We start from the raw sequence: 22472 nt of genomic DNA on the forward strand, positions 1-22472 counted from the left end.
CGGTCTAGAACACAGACCACTCAATCCTCGCACTCAGTTTTTCCAGCGCTGCCATACCGACCAGCGAATTGCCCGCCGCGTTCAATTCCGGGGACCAGACACAAACAGAAAAACGTCCCGGCACCACGGCAACAATACCACCTCCCACGCCACTCTTGCCCGGCAGGCCGACCCGGTAGGCAAAGTTACCGGCTTCGTCGTAAAGACCGCTGGTGGCCATGATCGAGTTCAGTTGCGTGGCCTGGCGTGCCGTCAGGATCTGCTCGCCGCTGTGGGTGCAGAAGCCCTGATTGGCCAGAAAACCGAAGGCCCGCGCCAGATCGATGCAGTTCATGCTCAGGGCGCAATGATGGAAGTAACTGCGCAGCACGTCTTCGACGTCGCCATTGAAGTTATCGAAGGACTTCATCAGATAGGCCGCAGCCGCATTGCGGGAACGGTGCTGATATTCGGACTCCGCGACCTTGGCATCGGAAATGATGGTCGGGTTGCCGCACAGACGTCGCACGAAGTCACGCATAGACAGCGCGGGAGCTGCGAAACGCGCCTGATTGATATCGCAGATCACCAGCGCCCCGGCGTTGATGAAAGGGTTGCGCGGCCTCCCCCGCTCGAACTCCAGTTGGACCAGCGAGTTGAAAGGCTGACCTGAAGGCTCATGCCCCAGACGCTTCCAGATGTCCTCGCCGGAATGTCCGATGGCCTGAACCAGGCTGAAGACCTTGGAGATACTCTGGATCGAAAACGGCGTGGCAGCATCACCGGCATGAAACACCTCGCCGCTGTTGCTATAGACCGCAATACCCAATTGATCAGGGCGAACTTCACCCAGCGCAGGAATGTAATTGGCGACCTTGCCCTGGCCGAGCAAGGGTCTGACTTCATCAAGAATTTCGTTCAGCAGGTTTTGCATGCATGCGCCCCTTGTTTTGGGTGCGCACACTACACCAACAATTGAAAACGAGCATCACCCAAGAGGGGCAATGTCCCGTGATTTGCAGTCAGCACACGACATCAGGTCTTGTAGTCGGTATCGGTGCGCTCAAGCTGACGGATAAGCGCATCCCAGTGCCTGGCCACACCCGGCCCGTTACCATCCTTGATTGCCTTGGCCTGACTCTCGACGGTGGCAATCACTTCTGCCGGCGGGAAGACCAGTTCCGCATTACCTGCAGCCTGGGCGGCGATCTGAATATTGCAGGCGTATTCCAGGGAGTGCAGTTGCTGGAAGGCATGCTCGACACTCACCCCGGCTGTCAGCAAACCGTGGTTGCGCAGGATCATCACGCTCTTGTCGCCCAGATCAGCCACCAGCCGTTCACGCTCATCCAGATTCAAGGCGATCCCTTCATAACCGTGATAAGCCACGCGACCCGAGAAGGCCAGCGAATGCTGGGAAATCAGCAACAGACCGTCCTTCTGTGCAGACACCGCAATACCGTCACGGGTATGGGTATGCAACACCGCCTGAAGATCGGGGCGCGCCCCATGGATCGCGCTGTGAATCACATAACCGGCGTAGTTGATGCCGAGCCCTGTCGGGTCGTCGACGATGGTGCCATCGAGATCGACCTTGACCAGATTCGAGGCCGTGATTTCGTCGAACAACAGACCGAATGCGTTGATCAGAAAGTGCTCGTCCGGGCCTGGAACCCTGGCGGAGAAATGGGTGTAGATATGATCGGTCCAGCGCTTGAGTGCCGCCAGACGATAAGCCGCCGCCAGCTTGACCCGCACTTCCCACTCCTCAGGCGAAACCCGATCCCGGACACTGCCTGACTTTTCCGGGCCTGGAGTCCCTTGCTGGACTGGCAAAGCGCTGACGTTGCTCATGGTATAGCTCCTGAATGACTTGAAACCTGTCACACAAGACTAAGCGCATAACAAAATCATTAAAAAGCACATTTTCTTATAAGCTAATTATGAAAAAAGCGAATGTTAGGGGCGCCACTACATAACTTGCAGCTTAAAGCTTGCGGCTTGTAGCTGGGCGCCAAGCTACAAGCTTCAAGCTGCAAGAAGAGCTATAGCGCCCCCTCAACGCGCCACCGGCGTCCTCATCGTCACAAACTCTTCGGCTGCGGTCGGGTGTACGCCTATGGTGTCGTCGAAGATCTGTTTGGTCGCTCCGGCCTTCAGGGCGATTGCCAGGCTCTGGACGATCTCGCCAGCATCCGGTCCTACCATGTGGCAACCCAGCACGCGATCAGTCTGGGCGTCGACCACAAGTTTCATGAACGTCTTCTCCTGGACGTCGGTCAGGGTCAGTTTCATGGGGCGGAAACGGCTCTCGAAAATCTGCACCTGATGCCCGGCCTTGATGGCGTCTTCTTCGGTCAGGCCGACAGTACCAATGTTCGGCAGGCTGAAGACCGCCGTCGGAATATGGTTGTAGTCCACCGGGCGATACTGCTCAGGCTTGAACAGGCGGCGGGCCACGGCCATGCCTTCGGCCAGCGCCACCGGCGTCAGTTGCACGCCACCGATTACATCGCCAATGGCGAGGATCGAAGGCTCGCTGCTCTGATAATGCTCGTCGACCTCAATATAGCCGCGCTCGTCCAGCTTGATGTTGACGCTTTCCAGACCGAGGTTGTCGAGCATCGGGCGACGACCCGTGGCGTAGAACACACAGTCCGTTTCCAGGGTGCTGCCATCCTTGAGGGACAGCAACAGGCTGCCATCGGCCTGTTTTTCGATACGCTCGATATCGCTGTTGAAACGCACACTCATATGTCGCTTCACCAGCTCTTCATGCAGGTGAGTCCGCACACCGCCATCGAAGCCGCGCAGGAACAGATCGCCGCGATAAAGCAGCGTGGTGTCGGCACCCAGACCGTTGAAGATCGAAGCAAACTCGACAGCAATGTAGCCACCGCCGACCACCGTCACGCGCTTTGGCAATTCCTTGAGATAGAAAGCTTCATTGGAGGTAATGGCATGTTCGCGACCCGGCACGTCAGGCACCTGTGGCCAGCCACCGGTCGCAATCAGAATGCGTTCGGCACTGTAGCTCTGGCCGTTTATCTCAACGCGCTGCGGCCCGGTGATCCGGGCATGGCCTTCCAGCAGCGTGACGCCGCTGTTGACCAGCAGATTGCGATAGATGCCATTGAGGCGGTTGATTTCGCGATCCTTGTTGGCGATCAGCGTGGCCCAGTCGAATTGAGCCTCGCCCAGCGACCAGCCAAAACCTTTGGCCTGCTCGAAGTCTTCGGAGTAATGCGCGCCGTACACCAGAAGTTTCTTGGGCACACAGCCAACGTTGACGCATGTGCCACCCAGATAGCGACTTTCAGCCACAGCCACTCGCGCACCGAAACCGGCAGCAAAACGCGCCGCCCTGACACCGCCGGAACCGGCACCAATTACAAAAAGATCGAAGTCGTAAGCCATTACTGTCTCCTTAGCGATGGGCCAGCATAACCGCTAAACGGTCAGTCAGAAAACGACAAGGCCACCCGAAGGTGGCCTTGTCTTGAAGCGTGCGAGCGTGGATCAGTAAGCCTTGCCCGTTTTGTAGAAGTGCTCGAAGCAGAAGTTGGTCGCTTCGATATAGCCTTCTGCACCGCCGCAGTCGAAACGCTGGCCCTTGAACTTGTAAGCCAGCACGTTGCCTTCGGCAGCCTGCTTCATCAGGGCATCGGTGATCTGGATCTCGCCACCTTTGCCCGGAGCGGTCTGTTCGATTTTCTCGAAGATGTCCGGGGTCAGGATGTAACGACCAATGATTGCCATGTTCGATGGAGCGTCTTCTGGCTTTGGCTTCTCGACCATGTCGGTGACACGGAACAGGCCCGGCTTGATTTCGTCACCAGCAATGACGCCGTACTTGTTGGTTTCCTGAGGATCGACTTCCTGGATCGCGATGATCGAGCAGCCGTAATGGTTGTGCAGCTTGACCATCTGGGCCAGCACGCCGTCGCCATCGAGGTTCACACACAGGTCGTCCGCCAGAACAACGGCGAACGCTTCCTTGCCGATCAGAGGACGACCGCTGAGGATCGCGTGACCCAGACCTTTCATTTCGGTCTGGCGAGTGTAGGAGAAGCTGCACTCGTCGATCAGTTTGCGGATACCGACCAGGTACTTCTCTTTATCCGTACCCTTGATCTGGTGTTCCAGCTCGTAGCTGATGTCGAAATGGTCTTCCAGTGCGCGTTTGCCGCGACCGGTGACGATGGAGATCTCATTCAAACCAGCTGCAAGCGCTTCTTCCACACCGTATTGGATCAGTGGCTTGTTGACCACCGGCAGCATTTCCTTGGGCATGGCCTTGGTCGCTGGCAAAAAGCGAGTACCGTAACCGGCTGCTGGGAACAAGCATTTCTTGATCATAAAAGTCCTTGGTAAGGGCTGTTGGTGTTAGCGGCGCAGTCTAATCAGGCGGCGGTCACCTTACAATGCCCCGCCACTGGCCGTCCGATGCCATGGTAGAGGAATCCATGAGCAGATAGTTCCGCAAAATCATAGATATTGCGCCCATCGAAAATCACGGGCATGCGCATAAGGCCCCGAACGCGGATGAAATCCGGCTGACGAAACTGCTTCCATTCGGTCAGCAGAACCACTGCATCTGAGCCTTCGACACAGCTGTACAGCGACTCGCTCAAGCGTAGCTGACCACTTTGCACTGCGCCGGAATAATATTCGGCCATCGGTCCCATGGCCGCCGGGTCCGTGGCTTGCACTTTGACACCCGCCGCCAGCAAGGCATCGATCAGCACCAGGCTTGGGGCTTCACGAATGTCATCGGTGCCGGGCTTGAAGGCCAGCCCCCACACGGCAACCACCCGCCCCTGCATATACCCGCCAAAATGCTGGTGCACGGCCTCGAACAGCAAGGTCTTCTGGGTTGCATTGCGCTGCTGCACGGCACGCAGAATCTGAGGATCGAAACCCTGCTGCTCGGCCGCTCGAATCAGTGCCCGCACATCCTTGGGAAAACACGAACCGCCATAGCCGCAACCGGCGTAGATGAAATGCGTGCCGATGCGTTTATCACTGCCGATACCGCGCCGCACCTGCTCGATATCCACGCCCAGGTGAGCACACAGGCCGGCCATTTCATTGATGAAGGAAATCTTTGTCGCCAGGAATGCATTGGCGGCGTATTTGCTGAACTCTGCGGCGCGTACGTCCATGACCAGCGCGCGCTCGCGGTTGCGCAGAAACGGCCCGTACAAACGTTGCAACAGTTGCGCAGACTCAGGCTCCGCACAGCCCAGAATCACTCGGTCCGGCCTCATGAAATCCTCGATGGCCGCACCTTCCTTGAGAAACTCGGGGTTGCTCGCCACCGCCACACGGGCCTTGAAGCCGCGTCGCGACAGATGCCCGTTGATGCGCAGGGCCACTGTTTCGGCTGTACCCACCGGCACGGTTGACTTGTTGACCACCAGACAAGCCCGGTTCAGGCACTGCCCCAACTGATCCGCGACCTTCAACACATGGGACAGATCTGCCGATCCGTCTTCGCTGCCGGGGGTGCCCACCGCAATGAAAACAATATCCGCCTGGCGTACGCCCTCCTCCAGGCTTGAGGTAAACCTGAGCAACCCGCTGGCCTGATGCTCCTTGAGCATGGGTTCAAGACCTGGCTCATAAATGGGGCACTCACCACGCCGCAAGGCGGCAATTCTCTGCAAGCGGGTTTCGACACACATCACCTGATTGCCCATTTCGGCAAAGCAGGCCGCCGTCACCAGCCCTACGTATCCGGCACCGATTATGCACAGTCGCATGAGTCGCCTCTCCATTCGGATTTGCGACGATTGCAACGCAAACCGATTGCAGCACGGTGATGACATGACGACAGACACATGACAGAAGAATTATCATGAATCACATGGCGGAACGATGGCACCGGCGATCAGTCCAAGCCTCGTATTGCAAACCTCCCCCCGGCCTTATCTTGAAGCGAAAAACATGATCAGAGTTCTGTCCATTATTGCTGTACTGGGCCTGACTGGCTGCGCCACCGCCTCCAACACTTACCTGAAAAATGGCAAGCAAGGCCTGAGCATCGATTGCTCGGGAGAAGCGATGTCATGGGCCAGTTGCTATGAAAAAGCCGATGCCTCCTGTGCGGGCACCGGTTACGAGATCGTCGGCACCGATGGCACGCCCCGCCCCGCCGAAAGCGAGAAAACCCTTGGCCTGGACGTGGGCAACTACAAGAGCCGTAGCGTTCTGGTGGTGTGTAAATAAAGGGCGATCAGCCTGAAATGCAGGCCTCGGCAGCGTTGCGTACATCCTTGAAACGCAAAGGCAGGTTGGAAAGACGTTCATGGACCTTGATCGTGCTGCCTCCGGAGCGGTTCTCGACATAAATCACCGCTGCGGGGTCACTGCTGAAACTTTGCGCAACGATCAGGCGCAGGCCGTCACGATGAGGTTCGATGAGCGGGGGCTTGCGACTCTCGCTGATCTTGCCGGCAAAACAGTCGGCATACTGCTGAGGCGTCTTGCCGGAAATCACGTTCAGGGTTGCAGGCGAGTGCTCGATATCAGCAACGGTCGCACATCCGCTCATCGCCAAAGCCATGACTACAACGGCCAGTTTCATACAATCCCCTCCAATTTAAAGGTGCTACGACAAGCACAGGCGCAATTAGATCCCGAACGGGACACTTTTTACCAGAAAGAGCGCAATTGACGCCCAAACAACGGCAAATGGCACGCCCCGCATGCTATCGTTTTGATTTTTCAGAAAAAGCCACTGCTTTCGGAGACACCCATGAAATTCGTACACCAGCGTGAGCACTTGAACGAGGACGATCTGGTCGTCATCGAATGCTCGCAAACGTGCAACATTCGCCTGATGAACGATGCCAACTTTCGCAGCTTCAAGAACGGCGGACGCCATACCTACCACGGCGGTGCTTTCGACAAGTTCCCGGCCAAGATCGCAGCGCCCAGCACCGGTTTCTGGAATATCACCATCGACACCACGGGCCGCAAGCCGAGTGCGAACCCTGGCCACAAACCGAAATTCACCCACTCGATCAAGATCGTCCGCCGTTCGACCTCTCGCCTGAGCTGATGCCCAAGGAGCCAATGTGAACAACCCTGCCAGCACGACCAAGTACGCCGTCAGCTACAAACTCAATGGCGAGCGCCGCTTCGAATTCGCACAATTGCAATCGGCCTCGGTAGAAGAAGCCAGGGCTGCACTGGAAAAGATGCACGGCCAGAGCGATGACCAGATCAGCGATGTGAAAGTCAGCAAGGCTCTTTAACCGTAGCAGCCTGTTTGCGGGATCAACTGCCAGCCGACCAGATTCATTTTTCGCGAATGAATTCGCTCCTACCAGATCCCCGTAGGAGCGACTTCAGTCGCGAAAAGGCCATAAACTTTCACACGCAGTTTTCAAAACCAGCCGATGTGCGCGCCTTGAGCGGGCACTCCGCGCGATGCAGGTTCAGCGCGGTATTGATGATGCCGATATGACTGAACGCCTGGGGAAAGTTACCCAGCATGTGCTTGCCTTGGGGCTCGTATTGCTCGGCCAGCAACCCGACGTCATTGCACAGGCCACACAAGCGGTCGAACAGCTCTCTGGCTTCCTGCTTGCGGCCCTGCAGGACATAAACATCGGCAAGCCAGAACGAACACACCAGGAAAGTCCCTTCGGTCCCCGACAAGCCATCGACGCTGCGTTCATTGTCATAACGCAGCAACAGACCATCCTGCATCAGGGTGCGCTCGATCCTCTCCACGGTGGCAACCACACGAGGGTCGTTGGCTGGCAGGAATCCGGTCAGGGCAATCTGTAACAGGCTGGCATCCATTTCGGTGGCGCCATAGGTCTGCACGAAACAGCCCAGTTGCTCATTGAAGCCATTGAGGCAGACATCAGCATGGATGCGATCCGCCACATCCCGATAGTGCCGCGCCAGCGCCCGGTCTTCGTCATTTTCAGCAGCCTGGGCAATCTGCGTGGCATTGCGGTCGAACGCCACCCAGGCCATGACCTTGGAATGGGTAAAGTGCCGGGGCTCGGAACGAATCTCCCAGATACCGGCATCCGGTAAATGCCAGACCGTCTCCAGAAACGGCATCACCACCTTGGAAATGGCAATGCTGCGCGGGTGTCGCGGCATGCCGCCATTGAGCGCCTGGATCATCGCATCGGCCACTTCGCCGTAGACATCCAGTTGCATCTGGGTTGCGGCACCGTTGCCGATGCGCACCGGTTGCGATCCTTTGTAGCCGCTCAGCCAGGGCAGTTCATACTCCAGCAGCCGCCGCTCACCGCCCAGCCCATACATGATTTGTATCTGCTCGGGATTGCCCGCTACCGAACGCAGCAGCCAGTCACGCCACTCTGTCGCTTCCTCGAAATAGCCCAGGTTCATGAACGCCAGCAGCGTCATGGTCGCATCCCGCAACCAGCAATAGCGGTAATCCCAATTGCGCTCACCGCCCAGTTGCTCGGGCAATGAAGTCGTGACTGCGGCAACGATGCCACCCGTAGGCTGATAGGTCATGGCCTTGAGGGTAATCAGCGAACGCTTGACCTGCGCCGTCCACGGCCCGACATCAGGGCAGCGATCGGAAAACGCTCGCCAGAAAGCCTCAGTGCGGACCATCGCCTGCCCGGCATCGGTTTCGGGCAGTACCGGTTCGTAGGAAGGCTGGTAAGCCAGGGTAAAAACCTTGCGCTCGCCAGCGGCCACATCAAAGTCACTGCCGGTGTGGTGATCATGAGCTTGCAGGGAGACCGGGCTGCGCAGCACCAGCATTTCAGGTCCGGCAACAGCGGTCAGGGTATGAGGGTCTTTTCTCTCGACCCATGGCACCGTACTGCCGTAATCGAAACGAATGGCAAGGTCCATGCTGAACCGGACCCGCCCTTCAAGGCCGACCACGATCCGCACCACCTGGTTATCAGTGCCCATGGGCATGAAGTCGATCAGCATTGCACTGCCGCTCGCTGTCCTGAACTGGGTTTCCAGAATCAGGGTGCCTTCGCGATAACTGCGCTCGACCGATATGACCTCTTCTGCCGGTGCAATTTTCCAGCGACCATTATCACTGTCGCCCAGCAAGGCCGCGAAACAGGCAGGTGCATCGAAACGCGGAAAACACAGCCAGTCCAGTGAACCCTTGCGGTCAACCAGTGCAGCAGTCCGGCAATTACCCAGCAATGCGTAATCTTCAATCAGTGCAGCCATTCGAGAATGTCCGTCCCTATCGTGAAGCCGCGCCGGGAACAGCAGACCTCAGCGCGGCAGGATGTAACGGTCGATGGCCTGAGCCACACCGTCCTGAAGGTTGCTTTCGGTCACGACATAGGCCTGCCCTCGCACGCTGGCATCGGCCTGGCCCATGGCAATGGAGAGCCCCGCCAACTGGAACATGGCGACATCGTTTCCACCATCGCCAATGGCGGCCGTATTCACCAGCTCGACACCCAGATACTCGGCAAGCGTCATCAGGGCCGCGCCCTTGTTGGCCGCTAAAGCAGTGACATCGAGGTAGTAGGATTGCGAACGCGCCGCCAGGGCCTGCCCTTCAATCAAGGGGTTGAGCCGGTTTTCCAGGGTTTCGAGCAAATCGAAGTCCGTGCTGGAGGCCACGATCTTGTCGATGCGATCCAGATACGGCTCGAAGCTGTCCACCAGCAGCGGCTCATAACCCAGCGCATGGCGCTCGTGATCGACATAAGCGCTGTCAGGATCGAGCAGAAGCCATTGGTCATCGGCAAAGACCCAGACCGCGACCTCTTCAGTGGCGAACAGCTCCAGGCAAGTGCGCGCAGCTTGCGGCTCGATTCGATAGGCCGCCAACAGGCTGCCATCGGGATGAGTGATAGTGCCGCCGTTGAAAGAGACTGTCGGCAGATCGACGCCCAGGGCTTCGATGATCGACCCCATGGCCCGTGGCGGCCGACTGCTGGCCAGGGTGAAGTGAATCCCGGCATCGCGCAGCCGCCCCACGGCCTCGACAGTAGCCGAAGTGAGGCTGTGATCGGGGAGCAGCAAGGTGCCATCGATATCGGACAACAGGAATTGGATGAGTGACTGCGAGCGCTCAGTCATCGATCTGGCGCCACTCGCGACCATCACGGGTCAGCAGGTCTTGTGCAGCCTCGGGCCCGTCTTCACCGGCCTTGTAGAACTGCACTTCGGGCTTGTCGGCCCAGGCATCCAGAAACGGCTGAACGGCGCGCCAGCCATTCTCGATATTGTCGGCACGCTGGAACAGCGTCTGGTCGCCTGTCAGGCAGTCGTAGATCAGGGTTTCGTAGCCGGTCGATGGCTGCATCTCGAAAAAGTCCTTGTAAGCAAAACCCAGTTCGATGTCTTCCATATCCAGGGTCGGCCCCGGACGCTTGGCAAACAGGTCGAACCAGACGCCCTCATTGGGCTGAATCTGGATTCGCAGATAATTGGGCTTGAGCCGGTCGACCTCGGTATCCCGGAACTGGGCATAAGGCGCCGGCTTGAAGCAGATAGCGATTTCGGTATCACGGGAGCTCATGCGCTTGCCGGTGCGCAGATAGAACGGCACCCCGACCCAACGCCAGTTGTCCACCAGAACCTTGAGGGCCACATAGGTCTCGGTCGTGCTGTCAGGCTCAACGCGCTCTTCATCGCGATAGCCGACAACGTCACGATCACCCGACCGGCCTTTGGTGTACTGGCCGCGTACCGAGTTGCTCAGTGCCTCTTCCTTGCTCCATGGCCGAATCGCGCCGATGACCTTGGCCTTCTCGCCACGCACCGCATCGGCACCAAATGCAGCCGGTGGCTCCATGGCGACCATGGCCAGCAACTGGAACAGGTGATTGGGCACCATGTCACGCAGCGCCCCTGTATTTTCATAAAAACTGCCGCGGGTTTCGACACCCACGGTTTCAGCCGCGGTGATCTGGATGTGATCGATGTAGTGGTTGTTCCAGAACGACTCGAAAAAGGCGTTGGAGAAACGGGTGACCAGAATGTTCTGTACCGTTTCCTTGCCCAGATAATGGTCGATGCGATAAATCTGCTTTTCGCTCATCACCTTGAGCAGGCAGGCATTGAGCTCAACTGCACTGGCCAGATCCGAACCGAACGGTTTTTCGATCACCACCCGGCGAAAGCTGCCCTCGGTTTCCCTCAGCAAGCCTGAAGAACCGAGTCGCGAAGCCACTTCACTGAAGAAGCGCGGTGCCGTGGCAAGATAGAAAACAGCATTGGCCGTGCCGCTGCCCTCGATCTTGCTGGCAATATCCTGATAGGTCGAATCGTCGAGAAAGTCGCCTTGCACATAGCTGATGCGCTTGGCCAGCTTGCCCCAGAGCGCAGGATCCAGGGCTTCCCCACCCGCCTCGGCCACCTTGCTGGAGGCCTCCTGGCGGATGAAGTTTTCAAGCTTGAGGGCAAAGTCGGTGTCACTGATCGCATTGTGATCGACACCGACAATATGCAGCCCCTCATCCAGCAGTCCGTCACGCGCCAGGTTGTAGAGCGCCGGCATCAGCAAACGCTTTACCAGGTCACCATGAGCACCGAACAGAAACAGTGTCGTAGCCGGAGCAACCTCAGCCTTGTGGGCGGCCTTGCCGCGTGACAGGCCCATTACTTGGGTTCCTTGTGACCACCGAACCCGAAGCGCATGGCGGACAACATCTTGTCGGCGTAAGAGCTGGTCTGACGCGAACGGAAACGGGCAAAGAGCGCGCTGGACAACACCGGAACCGGCACGGCCTGCTCGATGGCGGCCTCGATGGTCCAGCGGCCTTCGCCACTGTCGGCCACGGAACCGGAGAACGCATCCAGGTCAGGGTCAGTTGCCAGGGCATCGGCCGTCAGGTCCAGCAGCCAGGACGAGACCACGCTGCCACGACGCCAGACCTCAGCGATATCGGCGGTATTGAGGTCGAAACGCTGCTCGGGCGGCAGGTGCTCGGAGTTCTTCTGCTTGAGCAGATCGAAGCCCTCGGCAAAGGCCTGCATCATGCCGTACTCGATGCCGTTGTGAATCATCTTCACAAAGTGACCGGAACCGGCCGGGCCCGAGTGGATATAGCCACGCTCGGCACGGTCATCGCTGGAATTGCGATCCCGGGTGCGTTCAATCGAGCCATAGCCGGGAGCCAGGGTTGCGAACAGCGGGTCCAGACGCTCGACGATAGCGCTTTCCCCACCGATCATCATGCAATAGCCGCGTTCCAGGCCCCAGACACCGCCGGAAGTGCCGACATCGATGTAATGCAGACCTTTTTCAGTCAGCTCCTTGGCACGACGGATGTCGTCCTTGTAGAAGGTGTTGCCGCCATCGATGATCACATCGTCGGCTTCCAGCAACTGGCTCAGCACCTGAATGGTGTCTTCAGTCGGAGCACCGGCCGGGAGCATGACCCACACGGCGCGTGGTTTTTCGAGCGCAGCGACCAGTGACGCCAGGTCGTCGGCAGCCGTCGAACCTTCGTTGGCCAGGGTATTGCGAGAGGCTTCATCGCGGTCATAGACCACAGTGCTGTGGCCATCGAGCATCAGTCGCCGTGCAATATTGCCGCCCATGCGGCCCAGTCCAACAATCCCAAGTTGCATGAAAAGGTGCTCCTCAATCTGTAAAAAGGTGCCTCACTTTCTCGGTTCCAGCGCTTGATTCAGTGACACATGCTGGTTAGTCAAGAAAGCTCTGGCATCGGTTCCCCAAGGTGGGGACAGCGGCATTTACATCCGCCCGATAGTGCATTTTGTCGTTAACGCGAAAGGTTCGCGACAATTAAAAATAAAAAAGTTCCAATTTTGTGCAAAAGAAATCAAAATCGATGCCGATAGAGAGACAAGCAGTGGCGATTCAGGGAACGATTGTCAATGCAGAGGTCTTTCCGACGTTGAATCCGCCATTTGCGAGGTGAGCAATGGGCACAGTACTACCAGCACTTGCACCACAAACCCTGTACGTCACTATCCGTCGCGACGAACTGCGCGCCCTCAAAGAAGAGCGTGAACAGTTGCTCAGCAAAGTAGCCCACTTGAGCCTGCTCCTGCAGCAAGCACAACTGGCCGCTCCTGGCACAGCCCTGCAAGCCTGACCTGCACACCCCGCCCCAACGCTCAGTGGCAAGCCTGATCAACGGCTTGCCCGCGATGAGCGTAGCTTATAGCGTTTTCTGCCAGAACATCGCACGGCCCATTTCCGGGTTCAGCTGATAGCTGCCAAAACCCTGCCTTGCATAAACACTCTGCGCCGCTTTGTTACCTTCCAGTACTTCGAGTGTCAGCTTGCAGCAGCCACGCTGACGGGCGATTTCTTCGACCTTGGCGAGCATTTTCTGGCAGATGCCTCGACCGCGATATTGGGCAAGCACCGCAACATCGTGGATATTCACCAGCGGGCGACAGGCAAAAGTCGAAAACCCTTCAAAGCAGTTGATCAAGCCTACCGGCTCGCCAGCGATAAAAGCCAGCACACTGAAAGCATGAGGTCGCTTGGCCAGTTCGATTGCCAGTTGCTGACGGGTATCGATCGATAGTGACTCGCCACCGCCCATGACATCCTCGGCATAGTGATTCAAGACGAACCCAATCGCTTCGGCATGTACCGGATTGGTGTAGCTCGCTTGCAGTACCAGCACCTCTGGGGCTTCCATTTCCAACCTCTTCAATACGACAACACAGTTTGATTCCATATGGCGAGCACGCAGAAAGGCAAGCCAAAGAGGGCAGATTCTATCGTGCATCACCCCAAAATGTTCCAGCCTTAACGTAGGAAATTTCTTCGGACGCCCAAAGATAAAACGCCTGATGCACCCGGAAGAGGCATACAACCTGTTTCCTGCCGGAAAATTGCGCAAAATAATGGCATCTGTCATTGAATCGGCTCGATTCTGCACCCGCCATCAAGCTATCCGACGACCGGTCATCAGGGCTTTTTTTCCTCCAGAATCCGCACCATAAAGACGCACCCCTGCCTTTGCGGGCTCCCAAGGCGTGTGGCTTATCCACGTCCGACGCCCATGCCAGACATTTCGCCGTAAAAAAGTCGAAACTTCTCCAAAACGGCCGGGTCATCTCCTTAGAGCGCCTATGCTATTGGCTGACCAATAAGCATTGGGCCCACTTGTAATGCTCCATCACTGCGCAAGCTGCAAAACAGGTACTGATTTTGCGTAGTGCAATAACGCCAGCCATAGGAAATGGCTCATAAAACGCCAATGCCGTACCAACACTGTGTTGAATGGGAGAAAACGATGATTAGCGCCGCGGTCAAAACCCAGAAGGGAGAGAGTTTTAATCAGCTGGCCAACGAGCTGACTCATCTACCATCATTTGCGACAACTACTGTTCCTCAGCTCCAACTACCCACTTCAACCGCACAGCCCATGATCTCCCCGGTCAACAGACGCAAAGTGCTGTTCGTAACCTCCGAACTGGCTGATCTGGTAAAAACCGGCGGCCTGGGCGATGTATCTGCTGCCCTGCCCCGTGCCATGCGTCATCTGCACGATGTGCGCGTGCTGATCCCGGGTTACCCGCAAGTGCTCAATAGTGGCAACCCGATCCATGTGATCAGTGAGTTGGGAGGCTATGCCGCCTTGCCGGCCTGCAAGATCGGTCGTATGGACATGAAGGACGGTCTGGTCATTTATGTACTGATCTGCCCCGAACTGTACGAACGCGAAGGCACGCCTTATGGCGATGCCAACGGTCGCGACTGGTCCGACAACCACATCCGTTTCGCCCGGCTGGGCCTGGCGGCCGCCGATTTCGCCGCTGGCGCAGTAAAAAGCCAGTGGAGCCCGGAACTGGTCCATGCCCACGACTGGCCTGCCGGTCTCGCTCCGGCCTACATGCGCTGGCGCGGGCAGACGACACCGAGCATTTTCACCATTCATAACCTGGCCTATCAGGGCACGGTCAGTACAGGTTCGAGTCGTGAACTGGGTATTCCGGACGAAGCCTTGAGCAGCGACGGCATGGAGTTCTACGGCAAGCTGTCCTTCATCAAGGCCGGCATGGCGTACGCCAGCCACATCACGACCGTCAGCGCGACCTACGCCAGGGAAATCACTACTCCCGACTTTGGCTGCGGCCTGGAAGGTTTCCTGCAAAGCAAGGCCGACAAAGGCCAGCTCAGCGGCATCCCCAACGGTATCGACGCCAGCTGGGATGCCAGTACCGACGAGCATCTGATCTGCCATTTCGCACCCAATGAATGGCTGCGCAAGGAAATCAACGCCGACTACGTTCGCGAGCTATTCGAACTTGATCCGTCCACTGGCCCACTGTTCGCCGTGGTTTCGCGACTGGTGTACCAGAAGGGTCTGGACCTGACCATTGGCGTGGCCGAGCACATCGTCAATCAAGGCGGACAAATCGCGATCATCGGGCGTGGCGAACCGGAAGAAGAGGACGCCATGCGCGCCTTGGCCGAACGTTTTCCGGGACGAATCAGCGTGCGTATCGGCTTCAATGAAACCGATGCCCGTCGCATGTTTGCCGGCAGCGATTTCCTGCTGATGCCATCGCGCTATGAGCCTTGCGGCCTGAGCCAGATGTACGCCCAGCGTTTCGGCTCGCTGCCGGTTGCTCGAAACACAGGCGGCCTGGCGGACACGATAGAAGATGGTGTTACCGGTTTTCTCTTTGATGACTCCACCATAGAGAGCTACACCGAAGCCCTGAATCGTGCCTTCAAGGTGTTCGACAACACCGCTCTGCTCAATGCCATGCGCTGCCGCGCCATGGCCGCGCCGTTCAACTGGCAGCAGGCTGTGGAACCCTATGCGGATCTTTATCAGGACCTGCTGAAAAAGAATGCAGGTGTTGCAACTTATTATTGAGGAGAAGGGGTTACTGGATGCCTGTGCGTACAGACGATAGCGGGCGCCACGGCGCCGTTTTGTTGAACCCCGAACTCACCCGGTTCGCCATTTGGGCACCGGATGCCCAGGATGTAAGTGTCGAACTGGATGATGGGCGATCCTTGAGTATGGAAGCACAGGAGGACGGCTGGTTTGCCGTCGAGGCCCGCTGTACAGCGGGCTCTCGCTACTGCTACAAGATCGACGGGGAACTGGAGGTGCCCGACCCGGCCTCCCGCGCCCAGGTCGATGATGTGCATTCCCGAAGCATCGTGATCGACCATCAGGCCTATCAGTGGCAACACAGCCACTGGCAGGGTCGCCCCTGGCATGAAGCCGTCATCCAGGAAGTTCATGTGGGCGCACTGGGCGGCTACGCCGCAGCAGAGAGCCACTTGGCACGTCTTGCAGAGCTGGGTGTCACTGCCATCGAGTTGATGCCGATTGCACAGTTTCCCGGTGATCGTAATTGGGGATACGACGGCGTACTGCCTTATGCACCCCAGTCATCCTATGGCACACCGGACCAACTCAAGCACCTGATAGACACAGCCCACAGCCTTGGCCTGATGGTGATTCTTGATGTGGTCTACAACCATTTCGGCCCGGACGGCAATTATCTGGGCAGCTACGCCAAAAGCTTCTTTCGCAGCGATGTGAAGACGCCATGGGGCGATGCCATCGATTTCCGTCGACCACAAGTTCGCGATTTCTTCATCGATAACGCCTTGATGTGGTTGCTCGATTACCGTTTCGACGGGTTACGCCTGGACGCGGTGCATGCCATCAAGGACGACACTTTTCTGCCCGAATTTGCACGGCGTGTACGCCAGCAGATCAGCAAGGACCGGCATGTCTGGCTGAACCTGGAAAACGAATTCAATCAGGCACAGCTACTTGAACAAGGCTTCGATGCCCAGTGGAACGATGACGGGCACAACACTCTGCATGTCCTGCTGACCGGCGAAACCGATGCCTATTATGCGGATTTCGCCCAGGAGCCGACCCGGAAGCTGGCGCGCCTGCTGAGCGAAGGTTTCGTCTATCAAGGTGAAGCGACCCAGCATGGCCATAACCGGGGCGAGCCCAGCGGGCATCTTGAACCCAGTGCCTTCGTCCTGTTCCTGCAGAATCACGACCAGATCGGCAATCGCGCTCTGGGCGAACGACTGACCCAACTCTGCCCTGCCCCCGCGCTCAAGGCGGCGACCGCACTGCTGTTGTTATCCCCGATGATCCCGTTGATGTTCATGGGCGATGAATGGGGAGCAACTGAGCCTTTTCTGTTCTTCACCAGTCATCATGGGGAACTGGCCGACGCCGTTCGCGAGGGACGACGAAAAGAGTTTGCCGCTTTCGCAGCCTTTGCCGATGAAGAACGCCGCGAGCACATCCCCGATCCCAACGATCCACAGACCTTCACCGCCTCACGTCCCGATTTCGATGCCATCGAACCGCAAACCGATAAAGGCAGCGAGCACCGAAACTGGCTGCAGCTCTACAGGCAATTGCTGAGTATCCGCCATCGCGAGATCGTCCCGCGTCTGCCGGGCACACGCCCATTGGGCTGCGAAGTGCTGGGCGATGGCGCAGTCAGTGCGCGCTGGCGAATGGGCGACGGCAGTGTCCTGCGCATCGATCTGAATCTGGGCAAACATCCGGTACTGGCGTCTGGACAGGAGAGCGCTACGATTCTCTTTACCACTCAGTCACATCCGGTAGAACTTTCCCCACAGGGCACCCTCAATCCTTACATGGCCATTGTCAGCCTGACAGCAAGTGATGTTCTGGAGGAACAGGATGAGCAATGAGCAATTGGAGAGACTTGCCACTGAAGCAGGCTTGTCGGTGCACTGGGTCGATGCCAACGCTCGCCCGCAGACAGTCAGCCCCCAGGTCTTGCGCAAGGTTCTTGAAGCCCTCGGTTATCGGGCAGACAGCAGCGAAGCCATCGACGCCAGCCTGCTGCAGTTGCAGACCGCCCGCCACGGCGCCAGCGCCCCGCCACTGCTGACAGTGGATCATGGCAAGAATCTGGACCTGTCGGAGTGGTTCGAGCCCGAGACACCTTTCGTCCTGCACCTGGAAGACGGTTCGCGCCTGGCCGCCAGACTCACCTCCAACGCCGAACTGCCAGCCCTGGCAACCGTCGGCTATCAACAACTGGAGATAGCCGGTCAGCACCTGACCATCGCTGTCGCGCCAGACACTTGCTTCAGCATGTCCATGGCCACCGATGTCAAGACGCCTCGCACCTGGGGCCTGACGGTGCAGTTGTACGGTTTGCGCCGCGAAGGCGATGGCGGATTCGGCGACACCCAGGCGCTTGAAGCCCTGGTGCGTTCGGCGGGCGAAAGAGGCGCCGATGCTCTGGCGATCAGCCCCATCCATGCCATGTTCGCCAGCGACCCGCAACGCTACAGCCCTTACTCGCCTTCCAGCCGCCTGTTCCTCAACAGTCTTTACGCCTCGCCAGGCATGATCCTTGGCGAACGTGCCTGGCGACAGGCCATTGAAGACGCGGGTGTGAGCGATGAACTCAAGCGTCTGGAAGACCTGCAACTGATCGACTGGCCTGCCGCCGCCAGTGCCAAGTGGAAAGCCCTTCACAAACTCTATGAAGCGTTCAGCACCGGTGCGCATCCGCTGCATGAAGACTTCAACAGTTTCCGTCATACCGGCGGTGAAGCTCTGGAAAACCATTGCCGCTTCGAAGCCCTGCGCGCCGAAAGCCAGAGCATGGGCATCAGTGACAACTGGCATGAATGGCCGGACGAGCTCAAAGAACCGCGCAGCGAAGCCATTGCCCTGTTCGCCGCAGCCCATGGCCCGCTGATCAGCTTTCATGCCTTCACGCAGTGGCTGATTGCGCGCAGTCTGGAGCGTGCGCAGGTTGCTGCGCGTAGCAGCGGCATGCGTGTCGGCCTGATCGCTGACCTGGCAGTGGGCGCGGACGGTGCCGGCAGTCAGGCCTGGAGTCGCCAGGACGAACTGCTGTCGGCACTGACCGTTGGCGCACCACCGGATATTCTCAATCGCTCAGGACAAAGCTGGGGCATCTCGGCCTTTTCTCCCGAAGGGCTGAAACGCAATGGCTTCCGGGCTTTCATCGAGATGCTGCGGGCCAACTTCGCCCATGCCGGCGGCCTGCGGATCGACCACGTGATGGGCCTGCAACGCCTGTGGGTCGTGCCATTGGGCTCGCCTCCCAGCGAAGGTGCCTACCTCAACTATCCACTGGACGACATGCTGCGCCTGCTGAGCCTGGAATCCTGGCGGCACAAGGCAATCGTACTCGGGGAAGATCTGGGTACGGTTCCCGAAGGCCTGCATGAGAAACTCTCGGCCCGGTCGATTCTGGGCATGCGCGTCCTGCTGTTCGAGCAGAATAACGGCCATTTCAAACCTATCCTCGACTGGTCGGACGAAGCACTGGCAACCACCAGTACCCATGACCTGCCAACCCTGACCGGCTGGCTGAGTGAACTGGACATCGAATGGCATTCGCGTCTTGGACATCTCGACGAACAGAGCGAGCGTCACTGGCGTGAAGAACGAGCCCGTGAATACGATGGCCTGCGCCGCGCCCTGAGCCAGAACAACGACAACCTGCCTGCCGATACCGAGGACTTCACCCGCCTCATCGATGCCGGGATCCGTTATCTGGGTCATACCAGGGCGCCGCTGGTGCTGTTGCCCATGGAAGATGCACTGGGCGTTCATGAACAGGCCAACCTGCCAGGCACCATCGACAGCCATCCAAACTGGCGGCGCCGCTTCAATGCAGAAAGCGCCACCCTACTCGACAATGAAGACGCTGCACGACGACTGGAATTGCTGTCCCAATCCCGGCTGCAAGCTGCGGAGCGTGACCGATGAGCATGACCCTTCAACCCCTTCGCGCCACCCAGCGCCTGCAATTCCACAAGGACTTCACCCTCGACGACGCCGTGCCATTGGTGCCCTACTTTGCCAGCCTGGGCATCAGCCATATCTACGCCTCGCCACTGCTCAAGGCACGTGCCGATTCCATGCATGGCTACGACGTGGTCGACCCGACGATCATCAATCCGCAACTGGGCGGCGAACCGGCGCTGCGCCGTCTGGTGGAGGCCCTGCGCACCCACGGCATGGGCTTGATCCTCGATATCGTTTCCAACCACATGGCCGTCGGTGGCGCGGACAACCCCTGGTGGCTCGACCTGCTGGAATGGGGACGCGGCAGCCCTTACGCGAACTTCTTCGATATTCAGTGGAACTCTCCCGACCCGCTGCTGGAAGGTCAGTTGCTGCTGCCTTTCCTGAGCAGCGACTATGGCGCGGTGCTGCAGGCCGGCGAGATTCCGTTGCGTTTCGATGCGCAGCACGGCTCGTTTCACATCGAACACTATCAGCATCATTTTCCGGTGACGCCCACCACCTACGGTCCACTGCTGCATGCCAGCGGCCACCCGCAGTTGACCGAACTGGGACAGCGCTTCGGCGCACTGAATCAATACCCCCAGGCTTACGAGCGTGCCCGGCAGGCCAAGGCCGAGCTGGCGGAACTGGCCAGGGTCCCGGAAATCCTTCAAGCCATCGAGCAAGGAATTACCCGGTTCGACTCACGGGAAAGCGAAGGCTTCAACCGCCTGCATCAGTTGCTGGAGCGTCAGCATTACCGGCTGGCAAGCTGGCGCACCGCTGCCGATGACATCAACTGGCGGCGCTTCTTCGATATCAATGAGCTGGGCGGCCTGCGGGTCGAGCGACCCATGGTTTTCGAGGCCACCCACGGCAAGATTTTCCAGTTGATCGAAGAAGGTCTGGTGGACGGCCTGCGTATCGACCATATCGACGGGCTCGCCGACCCTCGCGGCTATGGCCGAAAACTCCATCGTCGGGTGCAAGGGCTGCTCAAGCAGCGCCCTGCTCATGCGCAGGTGGAACACCTGCCGATTTTCGTCGAGAAAATCCTCGGCCCCGATGAGCTACTGCGCGACGACTGGAGCGTGGACGGCACCACCGGTTACGAGTTCATGAATCAGGTGTCTCTGCTGCAGCACGATCCCAAGGGTCAGGCCCCTCTGGCCGAACTCTGGAACCGGTTGACGGAGCGCACGGCCGACTTCGATCAGGAAGTTCTGGTGGCCCGTGATCTTGTGCTGCATGGCACCCTTGCCGGAGACTTCGAGAACCTTGCCCAGGCCTTGCTACAGGTAGCGCGTAGCGACCTGATGAGTCGCGACCTGACGCTGGGAGCCATTCGCCGTGCGCTGCTGGCGCTGGTGGTGAACTTCCCGATCTACCGGACCTATATCAGCGCCTGCGGGCGCTCGGCAGAAGACAATCGCTTCTTCGAGCAAGCCATGCAAGGCGCACGCACCAGCCTCAACGAGGGCGACTGGCCGGTGCTGGATTACCTGCAACGCTGGCTGGGTGGCGAGCCCTGGCGCAAGCTGCCACGCGGACGCCTGCGCGATCTGCACCGCAAGGCCTGCGTACGCTTTCAGCAACTCACCTCCCCCGTGGCTGCCAAGTCAGTGGAGGACACCGCGTTCTATCGCTCGGCAGTGCTGCTGTCGCGTAACGACGTGGGCTTTCATCCCCAGCACTTCAGTGCCCCGGTGGAAGCCTTCCATCAAGCCTGCCAGCAGCGTCATGAGAAGTTCGCCAACAATCTGCTGGCGACCGCGACCCACGACCATAAGCGTGGGGAAGATACCCGCACACGACTGGCGGTGCTCAGTGAGTGTGCAGGCTGGTATGCCGAACAGGTGGAGCGCTGGCGGCAATTGGCGTTGCCGCTCAAGGGTGAAGAGCCGACCATCAGCGCGGGCGACGAGCTGATGCTCTATCAAGCCCTGCTGGGCAGTTGGCCGCTGGAGCTGGAAGGCGAACAGGATCACGAAGCGTATGCCCGGCGCATGGTTCAGTGGCAGGAAAAAGCCCTGCGCGAAGCCAAACTGCAAAGCAGCTGGGGCGCGCCCAATCAGGCCTACGAAAGTGCCTGCCGGGAATTCCTGCAACGCCTGCTGCTGGCACCCGAAGCCCTGGCGCTGCGCCAGTCTCTGGGCGCCACTGCCAACCGTATTGCAGCCGCCGGAGCGCTCAACAGCCTGGCGCAGACCTTGCTGCGCATGACCGTGCCTGGCGTGCCGGATCTGTATCAGGGCACCGAGTTCTGGGATTTCAGCCTCGTGGACCCTGACAACCGTCGTCCGGTGGACTACAAGGCCCGCGAACAGGCACTGGCCGAGTCTGCAAAAGCCAGCGAGCTGCTGAGCGACTGGCAGGACGGCAGAGTCAAGCAGGCATTGATCGCGCAGGTGCTGAATCTGCGCGCCGCACATTCAGAGCTGTTCAGTCACGGGGAGTATCTGCCCCTGGAAGTAACGGGTAGTCATGCAGAGCATGTAGTGGCTTTCGCTCGTGTATGGGAGGGCGAGCGCGCCATCGTTGTTGTTCCACGCACAAGCAGTGAACTATTGGGTACTGCGCAAACTCCATTCATTAATGCTGCCAATTGGGGCGATACACGAATCATTCTGCCATTCGCTGATTCACATCCAGACTGGAAGGGCCTCTTTTCTGACGTCGTAGCCATAAATGACAGGGAAATACAGCTCAGTGCAGCGCTCAAGGAATTTTCTGTAAACCTGCTTATTCAAACTATGTGATACC

General features: G+C 58.5%; 20 protein-coding genes. 8 read left to right on the forward strand and 12 right to left on the reverse strand.

Annotated elements, in window-relative coordinates:
• Positions 1–4: 4 nt before the first annotated feature.
• The 5 genes from glsB to K5D32_RS14640 form a co-directional block, all read right to left on the reverse strand.
• Positions 5–913, reverse strand: a complete 909-nt coding sequence (gene glsB, locus K5D32_RS14620) for a glutaminase B (protein WP_025259919.1) — start codon at positions 911–913, stop codon at positions 5–7.
• A 101-nt stretch (positions 914–1014) separates the two neighbouring features.
• The gene (locus K5D32_RS14625) at positions 1015–1833 is read right to left on the reverse strand and encodes a class II aldolase/adducin family protein (protein ID WP_221577377.1); all 819 of its coding nucleotides are present in this window, start codon (positions 1831–1833) and stop codon (positions 1015–1017) included.
• A 204-nt stretch (positions 1834–2037) separates the two neighbouring features.
• Positions 2038–3396: a glutathione-disulfide reductase gene (gene gorA / locus K5D32_RS14630; RefSeq protein ID WP_221577376.1), complete on the reverse strand. Its 1359-nt coding sequence runs from the start codon at positions 3394–3396 to the stop codon at positions 2038–2040.
• Positions 3397–3498: 102 nt separating this feature from the next.
• Complete coding sequence (gene galU, locus K5D32_RS14635; RefSeq protein ID WP_025259916.1) at positions 3499–4338, reverse strand: UTP--glucose-1-phosphate uridylyltransferase GalU; 840 nt, start codon at positions 4336–4338, stop codon at positions 3499–3501.
• A gap of 44 nt (positions 4339–4382) precedes the next feature.
• Positions 4383–5744, reverse strand: a complete 1362-nt coding sequence (locus K5D32_RS14640; protein ID WP_221600747.1) for a UDP-glucose/GDP-mannose dehydrogenase family protein — start codon at positions 5742–5744, stop codon at positions 4383–4385.
• Between the two features lie 184 nt (positions 5745–5928).
• Between K5D32_RS14640 and K5D32_RS14645 the strand changes: the two genes are divergently transcribed.
• Complete coding sequence (locus K5D32_RS14645) at positions 5929–6210, forward strand: hypothetical protein (protein ID WP_025259914.1); 282 nt, start codon at positions 5929–5931, stop codon at positions 6208–6210.
• A gap of 7 nt (positions 6211–6217) precedes the next feature.
• On the opposite strand, the gene K5D32_RS14650 is transcribed toward K5D32_RS14645, so the two are convergent.
• Entirely contained in the window at positions 6218–6568 is a 351-nt protein-coding gene (locus tag K5D32_RS14650; RefSeq protein ID WP_198728897.1) for a hypothetical protein, read from the reverse strand.
• Positions 6569–6739: 171 nt separating this feature from the next.
• Between K5D32_RS14650 and K5D32_RS14655 the strand changes: the two genes are divergently transcribed.
• Positions 6740–7045, forward strand: coding sequence for a DUF1883 domain-containing protein (locus tag K5D32_RS14655; protein WP_025259912.1), 306 nt, complete (start codon positions 6740–6742; stop codon positions 7043–7045).
• Positions 7046–7061: 16 nt separating this feature from the next.
• Positions 7062–7241: a hypothetical protein gene (locus K5D32_RS14660; protein WP_198728896.1), complete on the forward strand. Its 180-nt coding sequence runs from the start codon at positions 7062–7064 to the stop codon at positions 7239–7241.
• A gap of 118 nt (positions 7242–7359) precedes the next feature.
• Here K5D32_RS14660 and K5D32_RS14665 read toward each other — a convergent pair whose 3' ends face one another.
• Genes K5D32_RS14665 through gnd form a run of 4 tightly spaced genes read right to left on the reverse strand, consistent with a single transcriptional unit; the run spans position 7360 to position 12546 of the window.
• Positions 7360–9180 carry a glycoside hydrolase family 15 protein gene (locus K5D32_RS14665; protein WP_221577374.1) on the reverse strand — a complete coding sequence of 607 codons (1821 nt, stop codon included), beginning with the start codon at positions 9178–9180 and terminating at the stop codon, positions 7360–7362.
• A gap of 48 nt (positions 9181–9228) precedes the next feature.
• Positions 9229–10047, reverse strand: a complete 819-nt coding sequence (locus tag K5D32_RS14670; RefSeq protein WP_221577373.1) for an HAD family hydrolase — start codon at positions 10045–10047, stop codon at positions 9229–9231.
• A complete protein-coding gene (gene zwf / locus K5D32_RS14675) occupies positions 10040–11572 on the reverse strand; it encodes a glucose-6-phosphate dehydrogenase (protein ID WP_221600749.1) in 1533 nt (510 codons plus the stop codon). Before zwf ends, K5D32_RS14670 begins: the two co-directional genes overlap by 8 nt.
• Entirely contained in the window at positions 11572–12546 is a 975-nt protein-coding gene (gnd, locus tag K5D32_RS14680) for a phosphogluconate dehydrogenase (NAD(+)-dependent, decarboxylating) (protein WP_198728892.1), read from the reverse strand. The genes zwf and gnd overlap by 1 nt, the downstream gene beginning before the upstream one ends.
• A gap of 317 nt (positions 12547–12863) precedes the next feature.
• On the opposite strand from gnd, the gene K5D32_RS14685 reads away from it, so the two are divergent.
• A complete protein-coding gene (locus tag K5D32_RS14685) occupies positions 12864–13037 on the forward strand; it encodes a DUF6026 family protein (RefSeq protein WP_038399824.1) in 174 nt (57 codons plus the stop codon).
• Positions 13038–13103: 66 nt separating this feature from the next.
• Here the strand turns inward: K5D32_RS14685 and K5D32_RS14690 are convergent, their stop codons facing one another.
• Positions 13104–13595, reverse strand: a complete 492-nt coding sequence (locus tag K5D32_RS14690; RefSeq protein WP_221577371.1) for a GNAT family N-acetyltransferase — start codon at positions 13593–13595, stop codon at positions 13104–13106.
• Positions 13596–14078: 483 nt separating this feature from the next.
• On the reverse strand, positions 14079–14264 hold the full coding sequence (locus K5D32_RS14695) for a hypothetical protein (RefSeq protein WP_198728923.1): 186 nt from the start codon (positions 14262–14264) through the stop codon (positions 14079–14081).
• Here K5D32_RS14695 and glgA point away from each other — a divergent pair.
• The 4 genes from glgA to K5D32_RS14715 are packed head-to-tail and all read left to right on the forward strand — an operon-like array spanning position 14196 to position 22468.
• Positions 14196–15788, forward strand: coding sequence for a glycogen synthase GlgA (gene glgA, locus K5D32_RS14700; protein WP_221577370.1), 1593 nt, complete (start codon positions 14196–14198; stop codon positions 15786–15788). The genes K5D32_RS14695 and glgA overlap by 69 nt on opposite strands.
• A gap of 17 nt (positions 15789–15805) precedes the next feature.
• Positions 15806–17620 (forward strand): malto-oligosyltrehalose trehalohydrolase, encoded by a 1815-nt coding sequence (gene treZ, locus K5D32_RS14705; RefSeq protein WP_221600751.1) that lies wholly within the window; start codon positions 15806–15808, stop codon positions 17618–17620.
• Positions 17610–19688: a 4-alpha-glucanotransferase gene (gene malQ / locus K5D32_RS14710; protein WP_221600753.1), complete on the forward strand. Its 2079-nt coding sequence runs from the start codon at positions 17610–17612 to the stop codon at positions 19686–19688. The genes treZ and malQ overlap by 11 nt, the downstream gene beginning before the upstream one ends.
• Positions 19685–22468, forward strand: a complete 2784-nt coding sequence (locus K5D32_RS14715) for a malto-oligosyltrehalose synthase (RefSeq protein WP_221600755.1) — start codon at positions 19685–19687, stop codon at positions 22466–22468. Before malQ ends, K5D32_RS14715 begins: the two co-directional genes overlap by 4 nt.
• Positions 22469–22472: the final 4 nt, after the last annotated feature.

The organism is Pseudomonas cichorii (assembly GCF_019719005.1).
GTDB classification, from domain to species: domain Bacteria; phylum Pseudomonadota; class Gammaproteobacteria; order Pseudomonadales; family Pseudomonadaceae; genus Aquipseudomonas; species Aquipseudomonas cichorii_E.

Bases quoted from the DNA above. Each gene is read 5' to 3' on its own strand.
- glsB (WP_025259919.1), bottom strand. From the start codon at position 913: ATGCAAAACCTGCTGAACGAAATTCTTGATGAAGTCAGACCCTTGCTC.
- K5D32_RS14625 (WP_221577377.1), bottom strand. From the start codon at position 1,833: ATGAGCAACGTCAGCGCTTTGCCAGTCCAGCAAGGGACTCCAGGCCCG.
- gorA (WP_221577376.1), bottom strand. From the start codon at position 3,396: ATGGCTTACGACTTCGATCTTTTTGTAATTGGTGCCGGTTCCGGCGGT.
- galU (WP_025259916.1), bottom strand. From the start codon at position 4,338: ATGATCAAGAAATGCTTGTTCCCAGCAGCCGGTTACGGTACTCGCTTT.
- K5D32_RS14640 (WP_221600747.1), bottom strand. From the start codon at position 5,744: ATGCGACTGTGCATAATCGGTGCCGGATACGTAGGGCTGGTGACGGCG.
- K5D32_RS14645 (WP_025259914.1), top strand. From the start codon at position 5,929: ATGATCAGAGTTCTGTCCATTATTGCTGTACTGGGCCTGACTGGCTGC.
- K5D32_RS14650 (WP_198728897.1), bottom strand. From the start codon at position 6,568: ATGAAACTGGCCGTTGTAGTCATGGCTTTGGCGATGAGCGGATGTGCG.
- K5D32_RS14655 (WP_025259912.1), top strand. From the start codon at position 6,740: ATGAAATTCGTACACCAGCGTGAGCACTTGAACGAGGACGATCTGGTC.
- K5D32_RS14665 (WP_221577374.1), bottom strand. From the start codon at position 9,180: ATGGCTGCACTGATTGAAGATTACGCATTGCTGGGTAATTGCCGGACT.
- K5D32_RS14670 (WP_221577373.1), bottom strand. From the start codon at position 10,047: ATGACTGAGCGCTCGCAGTCACTCATCCAATTCCTGTTGTCCGATATC.
- zwf (WP_221600749.1), bottom strand. From the start codon at position 11,572: ATGGGCCTGTCACGCGGCAAGGCCGCCCACAAGGCTGAGGTTGCTCCG.
- gnd (WP_198728892.1), bottom strand. From the start codon at position 12,546: ATGCAACTTGGGATTGTTGGACTGGGCCGCATGGGCGGCAATATTGCA.
- K5D32_RS14685 (WP_038399824.1), top strand. From the start codon at position 12,864: ATGGGCACAGTACTACCAGCACTTGCACCACAAACCCTGTACGTCACT.
- K5D32_RS14690 (WP_221577371.1), bottom strand. From the start codon at position 13,595: ATGGAAGCCCCAGAGGTGCTGGTACTGCAAGCGAGCTACACCAATCCG.
- glgA (WP_221577370.1), top strand. From the start codon at position 14,196: ATGATTAGCGCCGCGGTCAAAACCCAGAAGGGAGAGAGTTTTAATCAG.
- K5D32_RS14695 (WP_198728923.1), bottom strand. From the start codon at position 14,264: ATGAGTCAGCTCGTTGGCCAGCTGATTAAAACTCTCTCCCTTCTGGGT.
- treZ (WP_221600751.1), top strand. From the start codon at position 15,806: ATGCCTGTGCGTACAGACGATAGCGGGCGCCACGGCGCCGTTTTGTTG.
- malQ (WP_221600753.1), top strand. From the start codon at position 17,610: ATGAGCAATGAGCAATTGGAGAGACTTGCCACTGAAGCAGGCTTGTCG.
- K5D32_RS14715 (WP_221600755.1), top strand. From the start codon at position 19,685: ATGAGCATGACCCTTCAACCCCTTCGCGCCACCCAGCGCCTGCAATTC.